Annotated in this window: 15 protein-coding genes, 1 tRNA gene and 1 pseudogene; 9 read left to right on the forward strand and 8 right to left on the reverse strand. The window is 60.3% G+C overall.

The features are described 5' to 3' along the window. Positions 1 to 16: 16 nt before the first annotated feature. The 3 genes from NMQ09_RS16665 to NMQ09_RS16675 all read right to left on the reverse strand — a co-directional run bounded on the left by NMQ09_RS16665 (position 17) and on the right by NMQ09_RS16675 (position 2,471). Positions 17 to 856, reverse strand: coding sequence for a CPBP family intramembrane glutamic endopeptidase (locus NMQ09_RS16665; RefSeq protein ID WP_255191714.1), 840 nt, complete (start codon positions 854 to 856; stop codon positions 17 to 19). Further along, a complete protein-coding gene (locus NMQ09_RS16670) occupies positions 843 to 1,724 on the reverse strand; it encodes a type II CAAX endopeptidase family protein (RefSeq protein ID WP_255191715.1) in 882 nt (293 codons plus the stop codon). Before NMQ09_RS16670 ends, NMQ09_RS16665 begins: the two co-directional genes overlap by 14 nt. Positions 1,725 to 2,096: 372 nt before the next feature. Beyond that, positions 2,097 to 2,471, reverse strand: a complete 375-nt coding sequence (locus NMQ09_RS16675) for an ABC transporter permease (protein ID WP_255191716.1) — start codon at positions 2,469 to 2,471, stop codon at positions 2,097 to 2,099. Between the two features lie 345 nt (positions 2,472 to 2,816). Between NMQ09_RS16675 and NMQ09_RS16680 the strand changes: the two are divergent. Together NMQ09_RS16680 and NMQ09_RS16685 are read left to right on the forward strand one after the other, a co-directional pair. Further along, positions 2,817 to 3,817 (forward strand): annotated as a pseudogene (locus tag NMQ09_RS16680) (IS630 family transposase). A 139-nt stretch (positions 3,818 to 3,956) separates the two neighbouring features. Continuing rightward, positions 3,957 to 5,957 (forward strand): alpha/beta fold hydrolase, encoded by a 2,001-nt coding sequence (locus tag NMQ09_RS16685; RefSeq protein ID WP_255191717.1) that lies wholly within the window; start codon positions 3,957 to 3,959, stop codon positions 5,955 to 5,957. A 220-nt stretch (positions 5,958 to 6,177) separates the two neighbouring features. Here NMQ09_RS16685 and NMQ09_RS16690 read toward each other — a convergent pair whose 3' ends face one another. Beyond that, positions 6,178 to 7,128 carry a CPBP family intramembrane glutamic endopeptidase gene (locus tag NMQ09_RS16690; RefSeq protein WP_255191718.1) on the reverse strand — a complete coding sequence of 317 codons (951 nt, stop codon included), beginning with the start codon at positions 7,126 to 7,128 and terminating at the stop codon, positions 6,178 to 6,180. A 65-nt stretch (positions 7,129 to 7,193) separates the two neighbouring features. Continuing rightward, positions 7,194 to 7,550 (reverse strand): hypothetical protein, encoded by a 357-nt coding sequence (locus NMQ09_RS16695; protein WP_255191719.1) that lies wholly within the window; start codon positions 7,548 to 7,550, stop codon positions 7,194 to 7,196. A 43-nt stretch (positions 7,551 to 7,593) separates the two neighbouring features. Between NMQ09_RS16695 and NMQ09_RS16700 the strand changes: the two genes are divergently transcribed. Then, positions 7,594 to 7,905: a M48 metallopeptidase family protein gene (locus NMQ09_RS16700; RefSeq protein WP_255194607.1), complete on the forward strand. Its 312-nt coding sequence runs from the start codon at positions 7,594 to 7,596 to the stop codon at positions 7,903 to 7,905. A gap of 10 nt (positions 7,906 to 7,915) precedes the next feature. Here NMQ09_RS16700 and NMQ09_RS16705 read toward each other — a convergent pair whose 3' ends face one another. Together NMQ09_RS16705 and NMQ09_RS16710 are read right to left on the reverse strand one after the other, a co-directional pair. Next, entirely contained in the window at positions 7,916 to 8,629 is a 714-nt protein-coding gene (locus tag NMQ09_RS16705) for an FxLYD domain-containing protein (RefSeq protein ID WP_255191720.1), read from the reverse strand. Positions 8,630 to 8,961: 332 nt separating this feature from the next. Further along, positions 8,962 to 9,036 (reverse strand) — tRNA-Arg (locus tag NMQ09_RS16710). A gap of 293 nt (positions 9,037 to 9,329) precedes the next feature. Between NMQ09_RS16710 and NMQ09_RS16715 the strand changes: the two genes are divergently transcribed. Continuing rightward, positions 9,330 to 10,664, forward strand: coding sequence for an RNA-guided endonuclease InsQ/TnpB family protein (locus tag NMQ09_RS16715; RefSeq protein ID WP_255191721.1), 1,335 nt, complete (start codon positions 9,330 to 9,332; stop codon positions 10,662 to 10,664). 44 nt (positions 10,665 to 10,708) lie between these two features. On the opposite strand, the gene NMQ09_RS16720 is transcribed toward NMQ09_RS16715, so the two are convergent. Next, positions 10,709 to 11,680 (reverse strand): ornithine cyclodeaminase family protein, encoded by a 972-nt coding sequence (locus NMQ09_RS16720; RefSeq protein ID WP_255191722.1) that lies wholly within the window; start codon positions 11,678 to 11,680, stop codon positions 10,709 to 10,711. 177 nt (positions 11,681 to 11,857) lie between these two features. On the opposite strand from NMQ09_RS16720, the gene NMQ09_RS16725 reads away from it, so the two are divergent. From NMQ09_RS16725 to han, 5 genes are all read left to right on the forward strand, one after another. Continuing rightward, positions 11,858 to 12,043: a DUF7511 domain-containing protein gene (locus NMQ09_RS16725; RefSeq protein ID WP_255191723.1), complete on the forward strand. Its 186-nt coding sequence runs from the start codon at positions 11,858 to 11,860 to the stop codon at positions 12,041 to 12,043. Between the two features lie 50 nt (positions 12,044 to 12,093). Further along, entirely contained in the window at positions 12,094 to 12,951 is an 858-nt protein-coding gene (locus tag NMQ09_RS16730) for a geranylgeranylglycerol-phosphate geranylgeranyltransferase (RefSeq protein ID WP_255191724.1), read from the forward strand. A gap of 393 nt (positions 12,952 to 13,344) precedes the next feature. Further along, positions 13,345 to 13,980: an RAD55 family ATPase gene (locus NMQ09_RS16735; protein ID WP_255191725.1), complete on the forward strand. Its 636-nt coding sequence runs from the start codon at positions 13,345 to 13,347 to the stop codon at positions 13,978 to 13,980. A gap of 101 nt (positions 13,981 to 14,081) precedes the next feature. After that, entirely contained in the window at positions 14,082 to 14,492 is a 411-nt protein-coding gene (locus NMQ09_RS16740; protein WP_255191726.1) for a CoA-binding protein, read from the forward strand. Between the two features lie 123 nt (positions 14,493 to 14,615). Beyond that, complete coding sequence (han, locus tag NMQ09_RS16745; protein WP_255191727.1) at positions 14,616 to 16,517, forward strand: Hef-associated nuclease; 1,902 nt, start codon at positions 14,616 to 14,618, stop codon at positions 16,515 to 16,517. The last annotated feature ends 168 nt before the right edge of the window (positions 16,518 to 16,685 follow it).

Below are 16,685 nucleotides of genomic sequence, written 5' to 3' on the forward strand. Positions count from 1 at the left end.
CGAGAGTTACGGGAGGCTAGCCCCTGTGACGGATCGTATCCCGGATATCCGATACAGTGATCCACCGCTCGTCTATCAGTATCAGCAAACAGAGAACGATCGTGATGTAGAAGATGTATCGTTGTACCACGTCTGCGGGTCCAAGGATCTCTCCAGTCGCGTTCACCATCGTGTGGAAGATGATCGCTGCGAGAACGCTTTTGGCTGTGTTGTCGTAGATCCACGCGTAGAGTATCTGCACGAACACCGTTCCACCGAAGAAGTAGAACGGATCCGGATCGATCGTGGCCGCGCCGAAGTATCCCTCCATCAGCCACAGGGGAACGTGCCAGGCCGCCCACACGGCTCCGGTAATCACGCCGACCGCGACGACGCCCCGGAACTCGAGCAATCGATGAACGAAGTAGCCGGTCAATCCGATCTCTTCGACCACCCCTGCAAGTACCGTGAACGTCAGGAACAGCGCCAGTGATTCCAGAGCTATCGAGGGATTCAACGGCTGCTCCGACGCACCGGCGAGTACTACGAGACCGGCTGCAACGACCGTGATCGCGGGTTGGAGGAAAATGCAGATCAGGTACCATCTGGGACTGATTCGACGACTGTTGACGGTTCGGTCCCAGAGATTTCGAAGTCCCGACCATCCTCCCAGCCGGTGGGTCAGTGCGATGCCGCCCAGCGTTGGGCTGACTCCTCCGATGTAGAACAACAGCACGTTCGGGAACGTCCAGACGCTCTCCCCGGACAGGACGATGAGTCCCCAGAAGAACCACGCCCAGCCGAGATAGATGATGACGAAAACGTAGGGGTTCGTCGGATTCGGTGCGATCGCAGCGAGTCGGTCACTGACGTCCATCGGTTTCCACCTCGGACCTACTGGACTGGTTTGCCGGGACACCCCCTGCATGCTCCGTGTCGGGAATCGATTCTCGAGTCGTCAGCTTTCGGCCATAGACGGCCACGATGAGCACTGCGATGACCAGCATCAGGACGGATCTCGAAACACCCATGAGGTACGGGAATTCGGCAATATCAAGTTCCCCCTCGTGCGGGTAGAGCACCAGTGTCGTGTTAAAGACGCCGTGTAACAGCGCCGCGATCAGCACGCTCCCTCCGGTACTGTTGTAGACCCAGGTGAACAGTACCGAGAGCGTAAACCCCTCTATCAGATAAATTACCGGTCCCATCTGCGCTTGATACGAGTCGGGCTGAAAGAAGAGCGGGAGGTGCCAGAGTGCCCAGAAAAAGCCGATGACGAGGCTGGCTGTCAACGCGTTGTACTGGTCTTGAAGCCGGGGGAGGGCAAATCCACGCCAGCCGAGTTCTTCCCCGAGGCCCGCAGTCAAGATCTGAAATGCAAGGAAGAAAAGAGCGATCCAAACTCGCTCCGGGAGGACTCCTGGAGCAATGGTGTCGCCGGTCAGAGCGACGTATATGGCCGTCGATCCGCCGATGAAGATAATAGGAAATCCAACCAGTACGAACAGGTACCAGCGGCCGTTGACCCGCCAGATGAATAGCTGTCCGACCCACTGACGAAGGTTTCCGCCGGTGACCCACGTAAGGAATGCCGCAGCGAGTACCGGACCGAACACACCGAGCGCGATCGGTGGGGGACCAACGACGAATTCGACACCGTAAATCGTCCACGAGACCGCGATAGTGAGGACGAAAAAGAGCGCAACCTGGTGTGAGCGAGTAAACGCTTGGAAATCCGCTTTCATGGATGTTTCTCCGGAACGACTCTCACGTTGCCCGTGGCCAGTGCGACGACATCTTCTCTTACTCGAGTGGCCACCGTGAGAAGCCACCCCCCGAGACTGCGGCCTGTTACAGTGGCAGCTCCGGCCACTCCCGCGCAAGGAGACGCGCATGCACGTCCGCAGCTACCGATCTTGGCGCGTGTCCTCGCCAGTATCGTTAGCGCAATGGTTGGCACAGTTACAGAATCGACGAGTAAATCAATAAACCCCCAGTTGTGGGAAGAAATACTACGATTCTCATCCAGCTTTGGGATGTAGATTGCAACAAACCGCTAGAGTACAGGATCAACTGACGTGCCTGGGTTATCACTCGCTCCCGTTCGAAACAGTTGTTCACAACCGTGGCATCACGAGAAGGCCAGCCAGAATCGCCAGATTCGCCAGAGCGCCCGCGGAGGCGACAGTCCAATCGAGCGTGGTGAGGATCAGTGAAAACACGGTAACTGCGAGCAGCATTGCTCGCCAGTAGCGCCAGCCAGTTACCAGCGCGACAGCCGAAGCGACGAACCCAACGCCGGCCATGGCGGTCAACACGGCAAAGACCCGTATCCCGGCATCGCCTACGTCAACGGCACCGCCGAGCAAGGTGGTTTTGTACGGGAGGTCAGCCATCTCGATTAGCTCGAAGTAGACTCCAATCCCGAGAAAGTGAATGACACCGTGGATTGTAAGTGCAATTGCTGTGGCGTATGTGAGGTATTTCCACATCAGGATTCACAACTTTTGAACTGTAATACCTGTTTTCACGGCTATAACTGCCTGCTGTATAGCTAAACCAGGTCTGCAACCGTAAAACATCGGGCGAGAGACACCGCCTAGTTCAGCATTCCCTCGGCAGATACCGTCTATCCAACGGCTGATTCGACCGATCACGGTTACAATTGTGCATCTGAAACGTCTCAACCAGCGACGAGCACTGGCCGAACTGCCCCGCCAGAACGTCTGATCGAGAGACCAACTCCTCACTTGGTACTCGCCTCCCGTGCCTGGAGAGCCGACCTGCTCCTATAGTAACCGTTAGAATTATTTGCTCGTAGGCTGTTGCAACAGACAGTGGATCACCTCGACGAAATCTCAGTCGAAGAGTTGCAAGATGCTCTCGACAACGTGGACGGAAAGAAGCCGATACAACGGCTCTTAGCCGCAATCGCGTACAAAAACGGCGTCACACAAACTGAACTAGCCGAGTGGTACGGCGTGCAGCGACGGACGATCTATAGCTGGCTCAAGCGACTCGATACTGATGAGCCGCTTGAGCAGGCCGTCACTGATGCTCATCGGTCTGGGAGAAAACGAAAGCTCTCGTAAAAAGAGCAAGAGCAGTTCGAAGCAACTGTCCACGGATCTCCCGAGGAAGTTGGGCTCAACGCGCCGGCGTGGACACCGGCGCTCGTCCAGCAGTATCTTGACGAAACCTACGATGTCGAGTACTCAATCCCGAGTTGTCGGCGGTTGCTCAAAGAAGCGGGATTGAGCTATCAAAAACCACGCCGTACAGCCGCCGAATCCGATGCTAACGAGCAAGAAACGTTCCGCGAAGAGTTTAAAAAAAGCGGCGGGAGATGGACGCCACAGTAGTTTGTATCGATCAAACCAAGAAATCCGTGCAAGTCGAGCCGCGTGCCGCGTGGTTTCCCCGCGGCACGCGGCCGTCCGTCGAATTGACTGGCCAACGCGACTGGACGTGTCTGTTGGGCGCGATCACCGAGAACGGTGATCGCTTTTTTGCTCGATTCGAAGAGTACGTCACGGCCGAACACGCAAAACATTTCATTCTCGCATTATGCTAAGAGTTCGAAGATAAACTGCTCGTCGTGTTGGATGGAGCGTCGTATTTTCAGGCGTCGGCGGTCACGGACCTGGCGGCCCGTGACGACCTCGCCTTCGTCACGTTACCGGCGTACTCGCCAGAGCTCAATCCTGTCGAGGAGTGCTGGAGACAACTCCAAGCTGCTCTCAGCAACCGCTTCTTTGAGTCACTCGACGATCTCACAACGGCGATTGATACAGCGCTTGGCCAGCTCTCTATACCAGAAGTGAGTAATTATTTCTAATTCTTGCTATATTTCAAACGGGATACGCTACTTGTACCATGGGCTCCACAACCGAACTCCAAGCTCGTCGAGTTCGCCAACGAAAATCCCACATAGCCTACGACGATCGACGGAACTGCGACGGTTGGGGTCGATCGAAATGAAGATTCTGGTATTCGGTGCAGGGCCGCTAGGGAGTCTGAAAGCAGCACGACTCCACGAGGCGGGACACGACGTCTTTCTGCTCGCTAGGGGGCAACGGCTGGCGGATCTAAGAGAACACGGAATCGTTATTCAGGAAGACGACACTGACGAGGAGGAAGTCGCTCACGTCGATGTAGTGGACTCCCTGGAGCCCGACGAGTACTACGACCTCGTTCTGGTCGTCATGGGAGAGCATCAAGCGGTACAGATCCTTGATACGTTGGCGGAAAACGAGCACGTCCCGACGTTTCTCTTCATGGGGAACAACGTCAACGGGTCTGACGAGATGGTTCAGGCGCTCGGCAAAGAGCGTGTGATGCTGGGCTTTCCGTACCCTGGCGGGAAACGAGACGGCCACGTCATGCGCGTGCTCCCGATCGACGAGGACAACAAATACACAATCCCGGTCGGAGAGGTTGATGGAACGATTCAACCCAGAACTCGACAGGTAGCCGCCGTGCTCGAGGACATGCGAGGGTACGACGTCGAGATCCGGACGGACATGGACGAGTTGTTGACGTACCACGTCACGTTGCTCATGTCTGGCCTCGTCCCCGCGCTGTATGCCGCAGATACCAGTATGAAACGGCTGGGCGAAACCAGAGACCTGCTGGTGCTGTCGGTCCGTGCGACGAAGGAGGCGTTGCGGGGATTACGTAACGCAGGGTATGCACCCAGTCCGCCAGTCGTCAGGGCCTTCGAGTACGTCCCAGAGCCGATCTGCGTCTGGGCCATCGGGTGGCTCATGCGAAAGGAGTACGCGAAGATCTCGGTGGAAGGGCACGCCCGTGATGGCCGAGACGAAATGCGATATCTGTTCGACGGGTTGCGTTCGATACTGGACGAGACGGACGTGGAAACGGACGCCATCGACCAGCTGGCTCCGTATTACGATTCAGAGACACCTCCGTATCCCGAAGGCAAACGAGACCTATCCATGCAGTGGGGCGGGCTCGTTGCCCCCACAATCGGTGCTGGAGCACTCGCGCTCGTTCTTCGGCGTTTGCGCTCGAGAGCGAGCGCCGATTCCGCGGCCGAACGTGAATCTGGTGGCGTCTATTACGAGGTGAGCGGCCCCGAAGACGCGACAGCGGTGGTGTTCACGCACGGCTTCGCCCTCGACCGCGAGACGTGGCGGGAGCAGACCGCGACGCTGTCGGAGTCGTATCGGGTTCTCACGTGGGACGTCCCTGGATGTGGCGACTCCGCCGGGTCGAGTGTCCCTGTCCGATTCGACGTCTCGGCTCGCAAATTGCTCGATGTACTGGACGAAGAAGGTATCGACCAGGCCGTCCTGGTCGGCCAGTCGATGGGAAGCCTGTTGAGCCAATACATTGCGTACCATCACCCAGACCGCGTGCGAGTCCTGGTTCACGTCGGAGGCTTTCCACTGCACGAGGGGTTCTCCGAGCGCATGATCAAACTGATGCGGTGGCACCCGACGATTCTGAAGGCCATACCCGAACAACTGCTGTACGACGCGTGCGGTCGATTGTTTGCTCACACGCCCGACGCCCAAGAGTACGCGAGACGGGCAACTGCACGTACTGGGAAGGAGAACATGGTCTCTCTCGAACGGGAGTATCTCAAAGACCTTGACGAGGGAATCCCCGAGATGACCGAGCTCCCGCAATTGGTCGTGGTCGGAGAACACGAGTACTTCCCGCTCCGGAAGAAAGCAAAGGAGTGGAACGACCGACTCCCCAACAGCGTATACGCGGCGGTGCCAGATGCGGGACACATTGCGAACCACGATAATCCGACGGCGTTCAACGAAACCCTGTCCTCGTTTCTGGAATCACTGACTGATCAACACCTGGACGAGCCATCTTCCCGGTCAAAAACTGGATGTTTTTCTGAAGTGGCGCGTGCTGGTCGTCCCGTGTCTTGCTTGTCTCATCGTTGCTCACCCAGCGTCAATGTCGAAGCAATGAAACGAATTGATTTGGAGCCGTAGAATTGACTCATCTACTTACGGTTGCCCATGACGAGTTATACACCGAATATGAAACTCCCGCCTAGATTTGAGCGCACGACCGACGAATCGCCTGAGTACTCAGTGGATCGAAACGAGCCAGCTGACCGCTCGAAAACACTCGCAACTGACGCATTGCGGAGCCACATCCAGCAATCGATCTCAGAATCTCGTGAGTGAGATCCAGACACCGTTTCGTCTCTCACGTCCACGGGGACAGCGCACCTCCAGTCGTAATCTGTTCGTCTGCAATGAGTCTGTCGTGGACGACACAGAGCGCGGTGACAAGCACTGCGGCACCGATTCCGGCGACGCCGACGGGCGCGGTCACGAGATTTCTGGCTCCCGTGAGGTAGACCAGCGACAGTGCTCCCAGTCCGTTGAACGATCCGTGAAGGACGGTTGCAGCGAGTACGGATCGAGCGCGGACGGTCAGGTACGTGTAGATCGGTGCCATCGCAATCGTTGCAGCGGTCATTACGAACACACCCACGAGTGGCGCATCGGGAAAGTTGTGGCCCTGAAGGATAATCGGCGCGTGCCAAATGCCCCAGACTGCACCAGTGAAGATCGAGAGTTTCCAGAATCCGAGCGGAGCGAGTTCCGTGAGTAGTACCCCGCGCCACCCGAGTTCCTCGCCGAGCGCAGCGAGGGCGTTGATCGTTAGTCCCGCGACGAGACCCGAAACGACGAAGAGAACAGCAGGTGGGACTGGCATCCCTTCCAGTTGCGCGATCGCTTCAGCGGCTTCATCCTGACTCAGCCCCAACTCGAGTAGGAACACCGCGTAATCGGTCGTAAACGACACGCCCGGGAGGGCGGTTCCGATACCGATCGTACCAGCAACGAGGGCAACCGGCGTTACCCACGCGAGTCCAACCCATCGAAGCCGACCCAGAGCGAGTCCACATCCCTCCCGAATAGACTCACCGTATCGGAGTTGGGTTCCGATCGCCGCGAACGCCGGTGCCCACATGACCACCACGACTACGAATACGAGTCCGGCGAGCGTCCCGAGTTCGATCCCAACGAGGTAGAGGACGATGGCACCGGTCCAGGCGATACCGAACGCGAGCGCGAGAAAGAGCCCTACTTTTCGAGTTCGTATGCCGGACTCACTCGTTTTCCGGTCAGGAGTCGTCCGAGAATCCATATCTCCACCTTTGCGTCGGCTATCTTAAGAGTGCGTCATAAGTTGGATTGCATCGTTCGAATCGATCAGTCCGACCTGGCAGGAACACGTAGCAGGTAGGTCCCAGCGAAGACGAGCCCGATCAGTGGCGGGACGATGGTACCGATCAAGACTGGGAGTGAAATCTCGATCCCTTCTGCGAGGTCAACCGCCGTGATCGCCGTTAGTGTGGGAGCGATGAGTGCCGCGAACACGAGCAAGACGCCCGTGAACACGTACCCCCACGGTCGCCGTTGCAGAATCCAGACGGCAGCGATGGCGAGGCTTGGGACGAGCAGTCCCAGGTCGATCACGTACGTGTGGGCTGCTTCCGGACCCAGCTGAACGATTGCCGGCGGCAGTTCGTTAGCCAGCATCGCGGGGACGATTTCGAACAGCCACATCACCCCGAGCCCAACTGCGGCGACCGCGAGGAAGCCGCCGTAGATTCGTGCCGAGGAGGAAACCCCGGAACGGAGCCCACGTTACGAGTCGAAGCTAGGCCTCGAAGATGTCCCGATTGAGGTCGGGGAGATCGATCGCCGATGGGGAGAGTACGAGAACGGGATCGTTCGACTGAACTGGCGGCTTATCCTCGCTCCTGTTCGGATTCAGGACTATGTCCTCGTTCACGAGCTGGGACACTCCATTCACGACGAGCGTTCTGATTCCTTCTGGAATGTCGTCGGTTCGCTGATCCCAGACTATGATGACCGACGCTCATGGTTGCGGATAAACGGAAATACACTGACTGTCTGACCCAAAACTGTCAACTCGAGTCTGCTATCCGGTGCGTACGCGAATCCAAGAGCACGTCGTGGTCAGTGGGCTCCGGAACCTCGTAGTTTGGGGTATCTTCGACCACTTCGGGTAATCGCGGGAGCCAGATCTCGAACGTCCAGTCTCTTCCTGCTGGAAGATCCCGTTCCGAATCGGTGCCTCCACCGAGGACGGTGCCGTCCGCATCGTAGATCTTGCCCTGTGCCTCCAGTCGTTCAAGATCCTCATCCCGAGTGTTCTTGATCCGTCCGATGAGCTGCTCGTCCTCTACCCGGTAGTCACTCTCGGCTACACCGACCCCGTGTGGTGAACGTGGATGTCCAGTCTCGTACTCGCCCGTGACCTCAAAATCTTCAATCTCCTCTGGACCGCTCCGGGACCGGACGTGGGCAAGCCACGTTTCGTCCGGTCTCAATGATGGAAGCCTGGCTCTGTCATCGCCGACGCGGCTCTCAGCTTCGTCTAACCACCCTGCAGTAACGGATACTTCGCCACTCGCCACCGTACCCACGTTTTCGACTTCGACGACAGCGTAGGCCGTCGGCGAAACGCCGCCGTGATCGACTACCAGTTGGTGGTCGCCGAACTGCAACTCGGTCTCGTACGGAGTGTTGTCCTCATCGTGTTCCTCAGCCGTTACCACCCCACTAAATGTCGCTGATACAACTCCCCCTGCGGCCATGAGATAGTGCCGTCGGTCCATGGCATTTGTTCACACGCAGACAATCCACTAATTCGTTTGCCACAATTACCGTGAGTGTTGTATAGCTCTCATTACACGAGCCACCGTCGGACATTGACTGTAAGATTTGGCTCAATGAGCTACGATCAACAGCTATCTGATACTTAGAGATACCTGATTAGAAACCGGCCTCCTGAAGAGCTAAGGACTCACGCGTTGGAGTTGACTCTCGAGGGATTCGCACGACAGATCGGACCCCCTGAGAAATACGCACGAACTCTATCCCAACCACTGGCGATCTGTTAAATACGGGTCGCTGCCGGGTGTTGGATCCACATCATGCGAAAGAAGGATGGGCGCTGCAGGATTTGAACCCGCGACAACTTGGTCCGAAGCCAAGCACTCTGTCCAGACTGAGCTAAGCGCCCTGTGGTAGTTACTCTGGTGAGGGGTCGTTTAAACTCGTTGGTTTTGGTCGAAGATCGTGACACCGGCGTACACTCGCCACGGTTCCGTCGGCCGGCCTCGAGTCGGGTTTGCTGGTCGGCGGGTTCGGGTTCGGAGACGGTCGCTCGAGTGTTACGGAGAAGCAAGGAGAAAGCCCCGTCGTTCACGGCGGGGATGAATCCGACAACTCTGGAACGATCCATATTCGATAGCAAGGCCGAGTCTCCTACGCTAATCCATACCTTTACAAATAAACATTTTGTAGGGTGGATTGATGAAGCGAACCAACCAGTTCGACGTTCGCCCTCGCTCTGCGAAAGAGCGCGAGGTGTTCAAGCGCTGGTTGGACGCTTCTGCGAGTCTCTGGAATGAGACCAACTACGCTCGCCGCCAAAACTTCCTCTCCAACAACGACGAAAGCGTCTGGGACGCCGACACGGGTACACTCGAAGGCAAATACAAAGGCGTCCTCAGCAGTAGTGTCGCCCAGCAAATCATCCGCAAGAACTCCGAAGCGTGGCGGTCGTTCTTCTCCAGCAACGAGAAGTATCACGCCGGGGAACTCGACGAGAAACCGTCTCCACCGGGGTACTGGGGCAACGAAGAGGACGGGCGAGCCCTCCGAACCTACGTTCGCAACGATCAGTACACCATCGAGTACGGGGAACGTTCCCGACTCGAAGTCCCGATTGGGTCCGAACTCAAAGATGAGCTTGGGTTGAGTCGGAACCAACGCCTTCGCGTCGAAGTCGCGGGCGACCCGAAGTGGCACGGCGTGCAGGGCCGACTCGAACTCGTGTACGACGAACTCGCAGACACGTTCAGGGCTTTCCAACCAGTCACCATCGACGATTCTCGACTGGACTCACCACTGGCTTCCCACGAAGCCGCTCTGGACGTTGGTGCGAACAACCTCGTCGCTTGCACGACGACGACCGGCTCACAACTCCTGTACGACGGACGCGAATTGTTCGAGCGGTTCCGCGAAACCACCGAGCAGATCGCGCACTACCAGTCGCTCCTCAAAGACCAGCGCAAATCCAGCAAGCGCATCGACCGCCTGTATCGCAAGCGCACGAACCGACGCGACCACGCCCAAGATGCACTCATCCGCGACCTCGTGGAACGACTCTACGACGAGGGCGTCTCGAAGGTGTACGTTGGTGACATCAAAGGCGTTCTCTCGACGCACTGGTCGGCGCGCGTGAACGCGAAGACGCACAACTTCTGGGCGTACCTCCGGTTCATCACCCGCCTCGAAAACGTCTGTGAAGAGAACGGCATCGCGGTTGAGGAGGAGTCCGAGGCGTGGACGAGTCAGGAGTGCCCGGAGTGTGGCGAGCGCGAAGAGACGATTCGCCACGAGGATTCGCTGGCGTGTCCGTGTGGGTTCGAAGGACACGCCGATCTCGTGGCGTCGGAATCGTTCCTGAGACAGCAGACAGAAGTCGGGCCGATGGCACGGCCCGTGTACCTCAAGTGGAACAATCACGACTGGCGGGAACACCACAACCCGCCCTCCATCGCGGAGACAACAGCCAACGAGGAATACACAAACCAAAGTACCGCTACGAGCGGGAATATCGCTCTCGGGGGCTCAAACGACTGAGACTCCCACGAGAGGAATCCCCGCGCTAAAGCGCGGGGAGGATGTCAAAGCGAGACGGTGGTCCCGACTCCCTCGGCTTCGGCCAGCTGGTACACCGTCGTCGCCGCGGCCAGGTCCAGGACGGCGCTTCCGACGCTCTCGACGAGGACGAAGCCGTCGGCTGCCGGGCGCGAGGTGGAACCGGTGAAGACGTCAGAGAGTGGGTGCAGGTCCGAGGCGGAGTACGCCGTCGGCAAAATATCTCCCGTGGCCGCCGCCTCCTCGGGGACGTCTGCGAACAGCGCCGTGGCGCCGTCGACGACGGCGGGCTCGAGCTCTTGCATCGATTCGTCGAACGCACCGACGGCGACGACGAGTTCGGCGTCGGTCAGCGCCGCGGCGGGGAACACCGGCTCGGTGCTCGTCGTTGCCGTCACGACGACCGTCGCACCCTCGACCGCGTCGGCTGCCGTCTCGGCGGCCGTCACCGGGAGTCCTTCCTCGCGGAGGTCGCTCGCACAGTCGTGTTTCGAGTCGCTCGGCGAGTAGATGCGGACGGCCTCGAGCGTGCTCGTCGCGGCGATCGCGCGGGTCTGCCAGCGTGCCTGTGCGCCCGCACCGATGACGGCCAGCCGGATCGGATCGGACGCCAGGTAGTTTGCGGCCAGGCCGCCGATGCAGCCGGTTCGGGCGTTCGTGATCGTGGTGCCGGCCATGTAGGCCACTGGACGGCCGGTTCGGGCGTCCGTCAACGCGATCTGGGCCTGGACGGTCGGGAGCCCACGCGCCTCGTTTCCCTCGTGGACGCTAACGAGTTTCGTCACGGCGTACGGTTCGCCGTGAATGTAGGCGGGCATCGTGAGCCCCATCCCGAGCGGGTCGGCTGACTCGAGTCCGGCGCCGATCGGGAAGTGTGGGCGGTCGGGCCGCTCGACCTCGCCGGCGCCCTGTTTGATCAGTGCGTCCTCCACCGGCGAGAGGAGTGACTCGACGGTCAGCAGCTGTGTGACGTCGGCCTCGCTGAGAATCGTGACCATGACGTTCCACAGACGGCACGTGACCAAGATAGTTATGACAATGTAACTATACAAGTAGGCGAGGACGGGCCGGTTGCGACGAGGGAGTGTCCGACGTCGATCGAAGGAGACCGTTCTCGTTTCGTGAAAATCGTGATCGGGGGTCTTTTGGTATCGGTGTGAACGGTAGATCGAGCCATGACCGTGAACGACGTGCCAGTCGATCAGGACGATGTGGAGTCGCCCCCAGACGAATCGCTCGAGTGGCTCACCGACGACGGGTGGTGGACGCTCGTTCCGGTCGACGCGAGCGGGGACGATCGGTTGACCCGGTGGATCTCCATCGAGCGTGACGGGCTCTGCGATCTCGAGCAGTGGCGGTGACCGGGCGCGTATCGGACCGTTTATAGCCCGGCGCTTTACACCTCCGTGCAATGGCACCGGGGGAGACGATACGCGGGTTGCTCGAGTTGACGCGGCCGGGAAACGCGATCGTGGCCGGTGTACTGACGTTTATCGGGGCGTACGTCGCGGGCGGTGTGACGACGTCACCGCTCGAGACGGGCGCCGCTGTGGGCGCGACCGTGTTCGCCGTCGGTGCTGGAAACGCGGTCAACGACTACTTCGACCGCGACATCGACCGGATCAACCGGCCCGACCGGGCGATTCCTCGCGGCGCCGTCAGTCCGCGCGGGGCGCTCGTCTTCAGCGTGGTCCTGTTTCTGGCCGCCGTTGGGCTGGCGTTGACGCTGCCGTGGCTGGCGATCGGTATCGCGGCGGTGAACCTGCTCGCGCTGATCACCTACACCGAGTACTTCAAAGGGCTGCCGGGGGTCGGGAACGCCCTCGTGGCCTACCTCGGCGGCAGTACGTTCCTGTTCGGCGGGGCAGCAGTCGGCGGGATCGAAGCCACGGTCGTCCTGTTCGCACTCGCCGCGCTGGCGACGTTCGCCCGCGAGGTGGTGAAAGACGTCGAGGACCTCGAGGGCGACCGCGAGGAAGGGCTGAACACGCTTCCGATTGCCATCGGTGAACGTCGGGCGCTGTTCGTCGGCGCCGGGGTGTTGCTCGTCGGCGTGCTCGCGAGTCCACTGCCGTTCCTGCTCGGACAGTTCGACGTCGTCTACCTGCTCGCCGTCGTTCCGGCCGTCCTCCTCATGCTGTACGCGATGTGGCGGAGCTTCGACGACCCGAGTGCAGGACAGAAACACCTCAAGTTCGGAACGTTCCTCGCGGCGTTCGCGTTCATCGTCGGCCGTGCAGCGGTCGACGCGCCGGCGGTGGTGCTGTGACCGATCGACTCCACGTCCGCGTTCACCAGCGATTCTGAACGTGACGCCCCCACTCGTGGCGTCCACCAGCACCACGCGTGACCCAGCAGAGACCACGCATCGAGCCGCCTCTGTATCGGCACTATAGTAACCGTTGAAAGTCATTGCACCCCCGGGCACGACCGTTGGCGGGCAGCCTCGCCAACGAGGCCGAGGCTGCCCGCTCGGCTGTGACCGGGGGTAAATCGTTTCAACGAGTGCTATAACCAACGGAGGAGAGTAATGGTTTCTGAACAGTAGGCGTGTAATCAAAAGGAATATAAGCTGTGTTCGATATTTTCGGAGCATACGCCGGGGGAGAAGGCGATACCGGATCCGTCGTCTCGCGGCTTTCGATGGATGTGAGCATCACCCATGTACGACCTCGCAACTGTCCACTCGGACACCGAAATCGACCCCGGGACGAACGTCCTCATCACAGGCCCACCGCTGACCGGCAAACGGCAACTCGCGTCCGACATCCTCGCAAGCGGTGTCGAACAGGGAGAGGGGTCGATCGTCGTCACGACGAAAGACAGCGCCGAGCGGGTTCTCTCGAGGTTCGAATCCAGTGTCGGGGAGACGAGCAGTCTCGATGACGCCAACGTCGGGGTCGTCGACTGCGTGACGAAACAGCGTGGACTCGGGACGGCCGAGGACGATCCGCGGATCAAATACGCCTCCTCGCCGGTCGATATGACCGGCATCGGGATCAAGCTCTCTGAGTTCCTCCAGGAGTTCTACGAGGTACGCGGACTCTCCCAGAACCGGATCCTGCTTCACTCCGTGTCGACGCTGCTCATGTACTCGAACCTCCAGACGGTGTTTCGGTTTCTCCACGTCTTCACCGGACGGATCCAGAGCGCGAACGCGTTAGGCGTCTACGTCATCGACTCGACGGCACACGAAGACCAGACGATGAACACGCTCAAACAGTTGTTCGATGGCGTCATAGAGGTCAGACAAGAAGAGGGGTCGGGGCCGGAGATTCGGACCGCTGGCCTGGCCTGATCGGTCGGTCTCGTGAATCCTCACACCTGTTCACCGTTGCCACTCGAGCGATGCCGCTTCTCTCACGAGACGTTTTACCGTCTGGCTTCGATAGCACGAGTATGCCAGTCGAGAACGACGCAGCGCTCCGAGAGATTCTCGGGTTCGAGACCGTCGCCGTCGTCGGCTGCTCGCGAACGCCGGGGAAGGCAGCCCACGACGTTCCAGACTACCTCCGATCGCGTGGATACGAGGTGATCCCAGTCAATCCGAACGCGGCGGAGGTCTTCGGGCGACGGGCGTACGATACACTCAGCGCGGTCGACGTGGAGATCGACGTCGTCTGCGTGTTTCGACCGAGCGACGAGGTCGCAGGAATCGTCGACGAGGCACTCGAGCGAGCCGACGTGCGCGTGATCTGGACGCAACTCGGCATCGTCGACGACGAGGCGCTCGAGCGCGCCGAACGAGACGGGATGACCGTCGTTCGGGACCGCTGTATGCTGGTCGATCATCAGCGTCTGTACGGCTGACCGAACGCGACTCTCGATCCAGGTGCTCTCGCCCCGACTGCAGCAGCCACAGGCGGCCCAACGGGCGCTCGTTCGTACGTCTTGGCAAGGGTTATACGCGACCGTCACAAACGTCAGCCAACGATGACACGTGATTCTGCTGGCCGGGCCGTCGATGACGGACCGTCCGTCGTCTACGATCTCGCTGCCGACTGTACGGTAGCGGACCTGGAAGAAAACACTCCCTACCTCGCGGAGATCAACGGAATCGTCGAGTACGGCGTCTTCGTGGACCTCTCTGATTCGATCTCGGGTCTCGTCCACGAATCCGTCCTCGAGGGGACGTTCCGCGTCGGACAGGAACTCGTCGTTTCACTCGAGAACGTCCGCGAGAACGGCGACGTCGCGTTCGAACCCGTCGACGTCGACGAGGAGTACGACGTCGAAGTGGTTCCCCACGACTACGCGCTGACCGGTACCGACCGGCTGGAGGCCAGCGTCGGCGAGCAGATCCACCTCGAGGGCGAGGTCGTCCAGGTCAAACAGACCGGCGGCCCGACGATCTTCCACGTCGCCGACGAACACGGCGTCGTCCCCTGTGCCGCATTTGAGGAGGCGGGCGTCCGGGCCTATCCGTCCGTCGAGGTCGGCGACCTCGTCCGCGTCACCGGCGTCCCCGAGCGACGCGAGGGAGCCGTCCAGATCGAGGTCGACGGCCTCTCGACGCTCGACGGCGAGATCGCCGAGGAGGCACGCGAACGCCTCGAGTCGGCACTCGAGGCGCGCGCCGAGCCCCACGACGTCGATCCGTTGATCGACTGGCCGGCGTTCGAGAAGCTCCGCCCCGACCTCGAGGCCGTCGCCCGTCTCCTCCGGCGAACCGTCCTCGAAGGGCGGCCGATCCGCGTCCGTCACCACGCCGACGGCGACGGCATGTGCGCCGCCGTCCCCGTCCAGCTCGCCCTCGAGCGATTCATCGCCGAGGTCCACGAGGACGAGGAGGCCTCCCGACATCTGGTCAAGCGACTCCCCGCGAAGGCGCCGTTCTACGAGATGGAAGACGCCACGCGCGACCTCAACTACGCACTCGAGGACCGGGAGAAACACGGCCAGCAGCTCCCGCTCTTGCTCATGCTCGACAACGGCTCGACGGCCGAGGACGTCCCGGCCTACGAAACGCTGGCCCACTACGACATCCCGATCGTCGCGATCGATCACCACCACCCCGACCCCGAGGCGGTCGAGGATTTGCTGAACGCCCACGTCAACCCCTACCTCCACGACGAGGACTACCGCATCACGACGGGGATGCTCTGCGTTGAACTCGCCCGGATGATCTACCCCGACCTCACCGAGGAACTCCGCCACATCCCCGCCGTCGCCGGCCTCGCCGACCGCTCGAAAGCCGACGCCATGAGCGACTACCTCGAGCTCGCCGCTGCAGAGGGCTACGACGAGGCCCGACTCAAAGACGTCAGCGAAGCGCTCGACTACGCCGCCTTCTGGCTGCGCTACAACTCCGGCGACCGACTCATCAAGGACCTCCTCGAGGTCGACGCCGACGAAGAGCGCCACCGCGAACTCGTCTCCTTTTTCGCCGAGCGGGCCCGTGAAGAAGTCGACGACCAGCTCGACGCCGCGATGACCCACGTCGAACACGAAGTCCTCGAAAACGACGTCCATCTCTACCGGATCGACGTCGAGAACTATGCCCACCGCTTCACGTATCCCGCCCCCGGAAAGACGACGGGCGAGATCCACGACCGCAAGATCGAGGAGGCCGGCGATCCCGTCATCACGGTCGGCTACGGTCCCGACTTCGCCGTCCTGCGAAGCGACGGCGTCCGACTCGACATCCCGAACATGGTGTCGGAACTCGAGGCCGAGATCCCCGGCGCGGGCGTCTCCGGCGGCGGCCACCTCGTCGTCGGCTCGATCAAGTTCGTGAAGGGCAAGCGCGAGGCGGTCATCGACGCCCTCGTCGAGAAGATGGCCGCCGCCGACATCGACGAGGCGCTCTCGAGCGCGCCGCCGATCGACGACTGATACGGTCTGTTGTAATTCGGTACCGGTGATCGCTCGAACGGGGCAGCGATCACCGGTAACACGGGATAACGATCCGTATGATACGGGCCGCTGTACGTCAGTTTCGTCGCAAGCGCAACCGTGCGGCGGTTGTGCCGGTAACTCGGCACAGCAATCCGTCTGAACCGA

The sequence above is a fragment of the Natronobeatus ordinarius genome (genome assembly GCF_024362485.1).
Taxonomy (GTDB): domain Archaea; phylum Halobacteriota; class Halobacteria; order Halobacteriales; family Natrialbaceae; genus Natronobeatus; species Natronobeatus ordinarius.

Coding starts and splice junctions, on each gene's coding strand:
- NMQ09_RS16740 (WP_255191726.1), top strand. CDS start 14,082: ATGCCAGTCGAGAACGACGCAGCGCTCCGAGAGATTCTCGGGTTCGAG.
- NMQ09_RS16675 (WP_255191716.1), bottom strand. CDS start 2,471: ATGTGGAAATACCTCACATACGCCACAGCAATTGCACTTACAATCCAC.
- NMQ09_RS16670 (WP_255191715.1), bottom strand. CDS start 1,724: ATGAAAGCGGATTTCCAAGCGTTTACTCGCTCACACCAGGTTGCGCTC.
- NMQ09_RS16705 (WP_255191720.1), bottom strand. CDS start 8,629: ATGGACCGACGGCACTATCTCATGGCCGCAGGGGGAGTTGTATCAGCG.
- NMQ09_RS16665 (WP_255191714.1), bottom strand. CDS start 856: ATGGACGTCAGTGACCGACTCGCTGCGATCGCACCGAATCCGACGAAC.
- NMQ09_RS16725 (WP_255191723.1), top strand. CDS start 11,858: ATGACCGTGAACGACGTGCCAGTCGATCAGGACGATGTGGAGTCGCCC.
- NMQ09_RS16735 (WP_255191725.1), top strand. CDS start 13,345: ATGTACGACCTCGCAACTGTCCACTCGGACACCGAAATCGACCCCGGG.
- han (WP_255191727.1), top strand. CDS start 14,616: ATGACACGTGATTCTGCTGGCCGGGCCGTCGATGACGGACCGTCCGTC.
- NMQ09_RS16715 (WP_255191721.1), top strand. CDS start 9,330: ATGAAGCGAACCAACCAGTTCGACGTTCGCCCTCGCTCTGCGAAAGAG.
- NMQ09_RS16685 (WP_255191717.1), top strand. CDS start 3,957: ATGAAGATTCTGGTATTCGGTGCAGGGCCGCTAGGGAGTCTGAAAGCA.
- NMQ09_RS16690 (WP_255191718.1), bottom strand. CDS start 7,128: ATGGATTCTCGGACGACTCCTGACCGGAAAACGAGTGAGTCCGGCATA.
- NMQ09_RS16695 (WP_255191719.1), bottom strand. CDS start 7,550: ATGTGGCTGTTCGAAATCGTCCCCGCGATGCTGGCTAACGAACTGCCG.
- NMQ09_RS16720 (WP_255191722.1), bottom strand. CDS start 11,680: ATGGTCACGATTCTCAGCGAGGCCGACGTCACACAGCTGCTGACCGTC.
- NMQ09_RS16730 (WP_255191724.1), top strand. CDS start 12,094: ATGGCACCGGGGGAGACGATACGCGGGTTGCTCGAGTTGACGCGGCCG.